Genomic DNA, 8,418 nt, shown 5'->3' on the forward strand with positions numbered 1-8,418 from the left:
CTATGTCCGCGCGTACTCGCTCATAGTCTGTGGTTGAGCGCTCTATGTGGGAGTGTACGCGCTCAATGTCGAAGCCTATCCGCGCTACACCAACAGTCCATCCCCCAAAAAAGCATCATATCCATTCATTTCATTGGCAAGCTAAAAGCATGTGGTATAATTTAGTTAAATTAGGCAGGAGGGGATTCTGATGATTCATTTTGTACAATTCGAAGAGCAGTATATACCGAAGATGGCCTCGTTATTAGCGGCGAGACATGCAGATGAACGACAACGTTTTCCATTTTTGCAGGAGCGCTTTGAGGACGTGGAACACGCAGAAGAACGTTTGCGTGAAGAATTGGAGAAACCGTATACAGGAGGACTCGTGACGTTGCGTGACGAAGATGTCATCGGCTATTTATTATACGAATATCGTCAAGATGCTACCCGAGGTCGTACTGTCTATGTGGGGTATCCGTCATTCGTCATTCATGAAGACGAGCACCCAAGATTAGCGCGATTGATGTATACCGAAGTGGGAGCGGAATGGGTCCGCAATGGGTACTTTGAGCATGTGATGGATATACCGGTCGGTAATGATGAATTAATTCTTGAAATGCTGGAGCAGTCGTTTCATTTCGAACAGCGCTTTGCGGCGTTGTCACTTGAACACTATCGTGCACAGCCAGGAGAGAATAGTCTCGTCAAGATGAAGGAACTGGTAGGGGAAGAGCAAAAAACATTGCACAAGATGGCGCCGTGGAACAGTTTGCATCAAGCGAAAGCTCCCGCGTGGAAACCGATTACTCAAGAAGCGTTGGATGCGGAGCGCGATGTGTTTGCGGCGTATGAAGGAAAAGAAGGTACGCGCAGCTGGGTCGCTGAGCAGGATCATGTACCTGTAGCTTTTCATCTATTTACACCGACAGATGCGCGCCATGCTATGACAACGCCGGATGAATCGGCCGTGCTTGTACAGGCGACGACAAATATTGAGTTGCGTGGACAAGGTATTGGTAAATCGATTGCGAACCACAGTTTCACTCAAATGAAAAATGCAGGTTATAAATATGTTATGACGGATTGGTTGACGGCGAATCATTTGGCATCCTATTTCTGGCCGAAGCTCGGATTCCGTTCGTACATGATTCGCATGGCGCGTACAGTGGATGCACGCATCTCATGGGCGGACGGACAATGACGGGCGTGAAGTTCGTCACATCATGGAGTGGCGGTAAAGACTCTGCGCTCGCCGCATATCGCGCGATCCAAGAGGGAAATACGCCAGCGATGCTGTGGACGATGTTCGAGTTAGATCAGCCGCATTCCAAATCACACGCATTACCACTGGAAATTGTTCAAGCACAGGCAAAGCAAATGGATATACCACTGATGATCCGAAAAGCAGACTGGGCTGGCTATGAAATACAATTTATAGATGCGATGCGCGTTGCGAAAGCACATGGTATTCACAAAGCAGTATTTGGAGATATCGATTTAGAAGATCACTTGCTGTGGGTACAGTCGATGTGTGCCAAAGTGGGTATGGACACATATCATCCACTTTGGGAAGAACCGAGACGTAAGCTACTTGAAGAATTCATCGCAGAAGGCTTTGAAGCCTATGTGGTCGTCGTCAATACAAAGATGATGCCAGCCGAATTTCTCGGTAGACGTTTCACACTTGAATTATTAGATGAACTCGAAGCACTCGGCATCGATAGCTGCGGTGAGTCCGGAGAATTCCATACGGTTGTTGTCGATGGACCTATTTTCAAGGAACGTATTCCCGTGAAAATGAATGAAACTCTCGAAAAAGACGGCTATGTATTTTTGAAATGTGAAATAGAACAAGGAACTTCCACAGACGGAGAAATCGTCTGAGGAAGTTTCTTACTTTTTGCTTGGCCGACTGAATAAAAAGTAGAAAAAGGAGTAGATGTATAATGAATAGTAAGCGAATAGTTACAGAAGAAGATCTTCAAAAGTCTTTCGACATACGAAAAGCTGTATTTGTTCAAGAACAACTTGTTCCGGAAGAGGACGAGTTTGATGAATTCGATGTGCTGAATGAAGTATGCGAGCATATTTTAGTGGAACATGAAGGACAAGCGATCGCATCTGGTAGATTGAGAGTAGTAGATGGGATGGGGAAGTTAGAACGCATTTGTGTGTTAGTCTCTCATCGGAGTCTAGGCATTGGGAAGGTAATTGTTCAAGGGTTGGAGGATATCGCAAAGGACAAGGGATTGGTTTGGGTGAAATTGCATGGACAAACACATGCAGAAGAGTTTTATCGTAAACTTGGATACGAAACCACTTCTGATATCTTCATGGAAGACGGCATACCGCATATTGAGATGAAGAAAGAGTTAGCTCTGTAGTTGGCGATAGGACGTATTCTATAAAGAAAAGCCCCTAAAGTTAGAAGAGAAAATCTAACTTTAGGGGCTTGGTATATATTGCACGTAATTAACTAATTAATTCACTCACTCACTTTTATACAGCTTACTTACGTAATTGGATTTCGATATTGATTTTCACTTCATCGCTTACGACGACACCGCCCGTTTCAAGAGTAGCATTCCATGTTAAACCGAAATCTTTACGGTTAATCTTCGTATGACCTGTGAATCCAGCAGCTTCGTCTCCGCTCATTGGATCTTTAGCTATGCCTTCAAACGTTACTTGGAATGTGACAGGCTTCGTTGTATCTTTAATAGTGAAGTCACCTGTTATGTCATACGTATTATCTGACGTCTTCTCGATAGCGGTAGCTTTAAACGATAAGTTTGGAAAGTTTTCTACATCGAAAAAGTCAGCTGAACGTAAATGATTGTCTCGATCAGGTTTGCGGGTATCAATACTGTTTGCATCAATTGTAAAATCGATCGATGCATCTGTTAAATCTTGCGGGTCCGCTTCGATGGTCGCTTGGAATTCGTTAAATGTACCTTTTACATTTGAAATCATCATATGACGTACGGAAAATTCTACTGTACTGTGTGCTGTGTCAACATTCCATGTTGCTTTTGTCATGTAAATCTCCTCCAATAATTGTTAGTTTGTATTTTAAATGTAGTACGATGCAGTCTATTCTAGATGAACTTTCCTTTGAATCTGAGAAACGAGGAATCAGGTGATGGCTTTGATTTATACGTTTTATAAAAGCACATTACTAGCACCTCTTACGAATTCATTACCCTTTTTTGTGAGATATATGCGTAATAATGAATTGCTTTGGACCTTTCAAGACAATCGTCATTTCTGCTAAAGGTTTTTCCGGATGATCTCCATCATGATCACTCCTAGTTATGTGTTGAATCCAACCAATTTTTCGCTTGAAGCGCGACTTCCTGTGTCAGGCTATGTCCTGTAACCCAAGCTGTCGTGACAAGTGCACCTCTTTCTTCAAAGAGACGGATGACTCGCTTACTTTCAGATTCTGGCACAATCGGATCATCTTCCCCTAGTGATAGAAACACCTCTACATCGCTAAAATCTTGTGTTTCTGCTATATCTGCTGGGTACAGTGGTGCGAATAAAGCGGCTTTTTTGAAAGTTCCTGGTTGTTTAAGCATCATGTGAATAGCGATGTTTGAACCGTTTGAGAATCCAACAAGAATTGCATCTTCCGGTTTGAAGTCGTATTCTTTTGATTTCTTGACTATGAACTCATACAGTTCATTGCCGCGAAATTCAAGATCTTCCCAGTCGTACTGCCCTTCACCGTGCCGTTTGAAAAATCTATTCATTCCATTTTCCTGCACATTTCCTCTGATGCCTAAAACGTTGTAATCAGGATGTAGTAGTTCGGCAAGAGATACCAAGTCTGTTTCTGTACCACCTGTGCCGTGGAGCAATACAAATACGGGTGCACCTTTTTTCTTTTCATTGTACAGATAGTTCACTGTTCTACCACTCCTTTGAATAAATATCCGGTCGTTCTACCAATGGCTGTAATAGGGTGGATTCTTTTCATGGCTTCCATTTACAAAACTCCTTTTACACCGATTATGAACGTGTTGTATCGAACGAACGAATCTGAGATTCAATATATTCACGTTTTGGTTCAAGAAATGGGGGAAGTGATAGGTTTTCGCCTAATGTTTCGTATGGTTCATCTGTCATGAAACCTGGGCCATCTGTTGATAGCTCAATTAGAATATGGCCGACGCGTGTATAGAGTGCTTCAAAGTAGAAGCGGTCTACATGACCGGAATGTTGTATTCCCATTTCATCATATTTTGCTTCCCAATTTTTGATCGCTTCATGGTCTTTCACTCTGAACGATACATGGTGGACTTGTCCATACCCTTGGCGGCCTGGTGTTGTATCATCATATCGTAAAATGACCTGTCCTCCGTTGCCACCTTCGCCTACGTCAAACCATGTGACGTTCTCTTCCGTAAGAATTGGCTTCATACCATACACTTCCGTTAGCATTTTTTTAAAATCTTCAAAATAGCTAACTGTGATTTCAATCGGTCCTAAGCCGTAAATTGCGTAATCTTCAGGTACGGGTCCATTTTTCCAAGGTGTACCTGGTGCGACACCTTCATTATTCTCATCCGAGAACAGTTGATATTTTTGCCCGTCCTCTTCTTGGAAAGGCAGTACCTTTTTTCCGAAGAGCTCTTGAATGCCATCATTTTCTACGCCGAACTCTTTGAAACGCTCTACGTAATATTCAAGTGCGGCGTCGCTAGGCACTCGAAGTCCTATTCGGGAAATCGAGTTTGTCCCCGGTGTACCTTTCGGGTTATTCGGGAAGTCGAAGAACGTCATGTCTGTTCCTGGTGAACCGATATCATCTGCGAAAAATGTGTGATACGTTTGGATGACATCTTGGTTGACTGTCTTCTTAACTAATCTCATGCCAAGTACGTTTGTGAAAAACTCATAGTTTCTCATGGCATCGTCTGTCATGGCGGTAACGTGGTGAATTCCTAGTAATTCGGTTGTCATGTGCTCAAACCCCTTTTTATTTATAATGAATTGATATGTTACGAATTCGAGATATTATATTAAAAAAACTAGATCTCACATTACATATTTTGTGCATGTAAACCTAATTTTTTTACCTGTGTAATGAGTTGTTCTTTTTCTTGTATATCTAATCCACTAAAAATTTCTTTTATCGCTTTTTTGTGAGGGGGAAAGATTTCATTCATCAGTTCCGTCCCATCGGTTGTGATGGACGCATGCGTTACACGTCGATCTTTAGGACAAGGTTTTCTCTTTAGTAAGTTTTTCTTTTCTAGTTTATCGACAACGTACGTGATGCTACTACTTGCAATTAGTACTTGCTCACCGATTTTTTGTATCGGTTGATCGCCTTTACTATAAATTAATTCTAAAACAGCAAATTCTGTTGTATTTAAACCTGAGCGTTTGATATCTTCTTCCACGCGTACTTTAATGGATTGCATTGCTCGAGTTAAAACTATAAATGCCTTTAGAGACAAATCTTCTTCATAACGATCTACATTTTGATTGTCCATGACGTTCTCCTTTTATCTCGAATTCAAGGTAATCATATAATATGGATTTTACGATGTCAACTTATGCGTTTGTAAAGGGGAGGCTAACGGTACTTTATCATTAGCCATCCAAACACTATATTCTACTAGTAGACTCCAATACAGAGCTATTTCACAGTGCTGAATCATTCTGGAAATTAAGCATAAAGTGACTCGCATCCTCGTAGACAGCGAAAACATATCCTTGATCTTTGAAAAAGTTCAGGATTTTAGGTAATGCTTCCAACGTTTGTGATTTTTCGTGCATCAATACGACTTCTTTATCAGAAGTAGTTTCCTGTTTAATGTTTTGTATGATTTGAGTGGGGTTACCAGGAAGTTCCCAATCATGCGAATCGATCGTCCAATCCCAAATTTTAATCTGGGCATCAGCTAGTTGTTTTCGTATGTGTTCGTTGTTTAATCCAGGTGCTGATCCATAAGGGGCACGAACTAAACGAGGGGTTGTTCCTGTTATTTCATGGATCAGATCAAGTGTTTCAACCATCTCGGGTACAAACTGTTGATTAGAGTAAAGTGCTTGATAATTGTGGGTCATGCTATGGCCGCCTATGTAATGACCTTCTTGTGCTACACGTTTTACACTTTCCTGTAGATGTTCTTTTTTAAAATTACTGCCTTGCATGAAGAATGTTGCTTTTACATCATGTGCATCTAGGATATCTAAAAACTGTTCAGTCCATTTGCTTGGACCATCATCGAAAGTTAAATAGACTACTTTTTCAAGTTCATTCTCTTCAGTAAGTATTTCGGTTTCATCGCTTTCAATTTGAGGAAATACTTCAGGTTCAGGATTTGATTCTGGTGGTTTTATTGGTTCTAGTTTATCAATGGGTTCTGACTTATCGTTTGATGTCGGTGTTTCGATCTTATCGGGTACGATTTCTGGTTCATCCGTTGTATGAGGTGGCTCACGGAAAGAATAGGATGTCCCAACAAATAGTACAGTGCCTAATAGAACGAGAAGAAAAATTAACAGATAAAAATATTTTTTTTTAAGCTTTCGTCTTTTTCTTCGGACTGGTTGATGTAGCGTACTCATGAAATATATATCCTCCTATTATGGTGTGTTGAATAAACTATTTTCATCGTATGTATAAAATGGTCTTCATTCATAGGAAATACAGCAGACGAAATCAATCATCTGCTGCTGTCAAATAACTTACTGAATATACGTGTCTCCCACTAGAGCGTCCTGTAAAATATCTGAAGGAATTTCAAATGTGACGACACCCATATAACCTGGTGCCACTTCGTACTGATCAAAAGAAATGACGAGTTTATGATTTGCAGTAATATAGAAATCTTGGTCTTTTTGGATCGAACTGAACTCGAGGTCTGCTCCTTCAACAGCTACATACGTAGTGTTTTCGTCTTCTTCCATTTGTTTCTTCATCTCTTTTTGAATGTAAGTAGTAATGATCTCCACATAGGAATCATCCTTAAACAGACTCGGTAAGGTGAGAAGAATAGTATGTTGCTTATCAATCGTATCGTATTGCATCTCAGTGGAAGAAGATCCAGCCGTAGTTACTTCATAACGTGCAATGGATAGAATCTGGTCGGTGTCGGTTTTTACTTCATATCCCGAATCCATGCCTAAATGACCGCTACCTGCCTCTTCCATTTTTGCGATCTCTTGCTTGAATTTCATAAAGAGCTCTTTGTTTTCTTCAATGTATTTTTCATTTAGAGCAGTTTGCAATCCGTCGTTTTTCAAACCATCAATTGCCGGCGTATTCAAGTTTGCTTGATATGTTTTCTCTTCTATCGTTAAAGTCTGTATAGTGAAAACTTCCACGATGGAACTAAGAACGGGGATGTTCCCGATCGAATTGGCGAAAGTTGGACTGACATTAATACTGCCAACGAATAAAGCAGCTGCTGCAGCGACGCCAATCGACCAGTTCCTCAAGGGAGAGCGCTTCTTTTTCGTGTTTTTTGCTGCTTGAATAGATTCTTTTACTAAATCGTCGAGTTCAGGAGGAATTTCAATAGCATCATATTCTTTTTTTAGTTTGTTCATCCGTTTCATTCCAAATCCTCCTTTTCAATTTCTATACGCAGTTTTTTTAATGTTCGGTACAGCTTCGTTTTGACCGTGTTGATGTTTTCATCCAAGATCGCTGATACTTCTTCGATTTTCAAGTCTTCAAAAAAACGTAAGATAATCAACGATTTTTCATCAGCTGTGAGCGTATCAAGTGCATCAAACAAATCTATATCGGTCTGTTCATCTTCTGTTTGTGGTAAATATCCATCCAGTACTCCATCATCCATCACGATCATTCGTCGATGTTTTCGGATGAAATCGATGGACGTATTCACGAGTATCCGATAAAACCAAGTTTTTAAATACTTGATTTCATCTAGGCGATGAATGGATTTCAACGCTTTGAAAATCGAGTCTTGCACAATATCCAACGCATTTTCTTTGTTTTTTACATAGCTATAGGCGAGCCGATAATGAGCATGTTGATTTTCGATCAAGAATTGCTCTACCTTCTCCATTTTTTTATTTTTTGTCATGACAAACGGTTCACCTTCTTCAATTTTAAACATGTCGCGATCACGTCTTACTCATTTGACGGGTAGCTTCTGCAAAAAGTTTGGACTTTATATAAAAATAGGAAACATGATTACATATTACGGTGTACACATTATGAGAGTAAATGAGGTGTATGGTATCGAAGTGGAAGTGGATTTTTTAAAGCAATCGTGAGAGTTCTTGGTCATTCTTAAAAATCCTCCTCAACATGTAAAATGTACCCTATAAGATAGACACTTTGAAAAAAGTCTATCCTATAGGGTACTTTTGTTTATAATGAATAAAAAGATGTGGGAGCGGATGAATGTGACTGAACGATTGTTTACCTTAAAAGAACAAGCACGC

The 8,418-nt window shown here is 40.5% G+C and carries 10 protein-coding genes; 3 read left to right on the plus strand and 7 right to left on the minus strand.

What is annotated here, in order from left to right; translation table 11 throughout:
- Positions 1-190: 190 nt before the first annotated feature.
- From CSV73_RS12165 to CSV73_RS12175, 3 genes are all read left to right on the plus strand, one after another.
- The gene (locus CSV73_RS12165) at positions 191-1,183 is read left to right on the plus strand and encodes a GNAT family N-acetyltransferase (protein WP_232319136.1); all 993 of its coding nucleotides are present in this window, start codon (positions 191-193) and stop codon (positions 1,181-1,183) included.
- Positions 1,180-1,866: a Dph6-related ATP pyrophosphatase gene (locus CSV73_RS12170; RefSeq protein ID WP_099627720.1), complete on the plus strand. Its 687-nt coding sequence runs from the start codon at positions 1,180-1,182 to the stop codon at positions 1,864-1,866. Before CSV73_RS12165 ends, CSV73_RS12170 begins: the two co-directional genes overlap by 4 nt.
- A gap of 62 nt (positions 1,867-1,928) precedes the next feature.
- Positions 1,929-2,366: a GNAT family N-acetyltransferase gene (locus CSV73_RS12175; RefSeq protein WP_085132475.1), complete on the plus strand. Its 438-nt coding sequence runs from the start codon at positions 1,929-1,931 to the stop codon at positions 2,364-2,366.
- Between the two features lie 124 nt (positions 2,367-2,490).
- On the opposite strand, the gene CSV73_RS12180 is transcribed toward CSV73_RS12175, so the two are convergent.
- The 7 genes from CSV73_RS12180 to CSV73_RS12210 all read right to left on the minus strand — a co-directional run bounded on the left by CSV73_RS12180 (position 2,491) and on the right by CSV73_RS12210 (position 8,087).
- Positions 2,491-3,021 carry a YceI family protein gene (locus tag CSV73_RS12180; protein ID WP_099627721.1) on the minus strand — a complete coding sequence of 177 codons (531 nt, stop codon included), beginning with the start codon at positions 3,019-3,021 and terminating at the stop codon, positions 2,491-2,493.
- Between the two features lie 269 nt (positions 3,022-3,290).
- On the minus strand, positions 3,291-3,893 hold the full coding sequence (locus tag CSV73_RS12185) for an alpha/beta hydrolase (RefSeq protein WP_099627722.1): 603 nt from the start codon (positions 3,891-3,893) through the stop codon (positions 3,291-3,293).
- 103 nt (positions 3,894-3,996) lie between these two features.
- Positions 3,997-4,950 (minus strand): ring-cleaving dioxygenase MhqE, encoded by a 954-nt coding sequence (mhqE, locus tag CSV73_RS12190; protein ID WP_099627723.1) that lies wholly within the window; start codon positions 4,948-4,950, stop codon positions 3,997-3,999.
- Positions 4,951-5,030: 80 nt separating this feature from the next.
- The gene (locus CSV73_RS12195) at positions 5,031-5,486 is read right to left on the minus strand and encodes a MarR family winged helix-turn-helix transcriptional regulator (protein WP_099627724.1); all 456 of its coding nucleotides are present in this window, start codon (positions 5,484-5,486) and stop codon (positions 5,031-5,033) included.
- A 151-nt stretch (positions 5,487-5,637) separates the two neighbouring features.
- Positions 5,638-6,567 (minus strand): polysaccharide deacetylase family protein, encoded by a 930-nt coding sequence (locus CSV73_RS12200; protein ID WP_099627725.1) that lies wholly within the window; start codon positions 6,565-6,567, stop codon positions 5,638-5,640.
- A gap of 120 nt (positions 6,568-6,687) precedes the next feature.
- Entirely contained in the window at positions 6,688-7,560 is an 873-nt protein-coding gene (gene rsiV, locus CSV73_RS12205) for an anti-sigma-V factor RsiV (protein ID WP_099627726.1), read from the minus strand.
- Positions 7,557-8,087 (minus strand): RNA polymerase sigma factor SigV, encoded by a 531-nt coding sequence (locus CSV73_RS12210; protein WP_099627727.1) that lies wholly within the window; start codon positions 8,085-8,087, stop codon positions 7,557-7,559. Before CSV73_RS12210 ends, rsiV begins: the two co-directional genes overlap by 4 nt.
- Positions 8,088-8,418: the final 331 nt, after the last annotated feature.

It is taken from the genome of Sporosarcina sp. P1 (assembly GCF_002743155.1).
GTDB lineage: Bacteria > Bacillota > Bacilli > Bacillales_A > Planococcaceae > Sporosarcina > Sporosarcina ureae_B.

Excerpts from the sequence above, each read along its gene's own strand:
- CSV73_RS12210 (WP_099627727.1), bottom strand. The coding sequence starts at position 8,087 with ATGTTTAAAATTGAAGAAGGTGAACCGTTTGTCATGACAAAAAATAAA.
- rsiV (WP_099627726.1), bottom strand. The coding sequence starts at position 7,560 with ATGAAACGGATGAACAAACTAAAAAAAGAATATGATGCTATTGAAATT.
- CSV73_RS12165 (WP_232319136.1), top strand. The coding sequence starts at position 191 with ATGATTCATTTTGTACAATTCGAAGAGCAGTATATACCGAAGATGGCC.
- CSV73_RS12180 (WP_099627721.1), bottom strand. The coding sequence starts at position 3,021 with ATGACAAAAGCAACATGGAATGTTGACACAGCACACAGTACAGTAGAA.
- CSV73_RS12175 (WP_085132475.1), top strand. The coding sequence starts at position 1,929 with ATGAATAGTAAGCGAATAGTTACAGAAGAAGATCTTCAAAAGTCTTTC.
- CSV73_RS12170 (WP_099627720.1), top strand. The coding sequence starts at position 1,180 with ATGACGGGCGTGAAGTTCGTCACATCATGGAGTGGCGGTAAAGACTCT.
- CSV73_RS12195 (WP_099627724.1), bottom strand. The coding sequence starts at position 5,486 with ATGGACAATCAAAATGTAGATCGTTATGAAGAAGATTTGTCTCTAAAG.
- mhqE (WP_099627723.1), bottom strand. The coding sequence starts at position 4,950 with ATGACAACCGAATTACTAGGAATTCACCACGTTACCGCCATGACAGAC.
- CSV73_RS12200 (WP_099627725.1), bottom strand. The coding sequence starts at position 6,567 with ATGAGTACGCTACATCAACCAGTCCGAAGAAAAAGACGAAAGCTTAAA.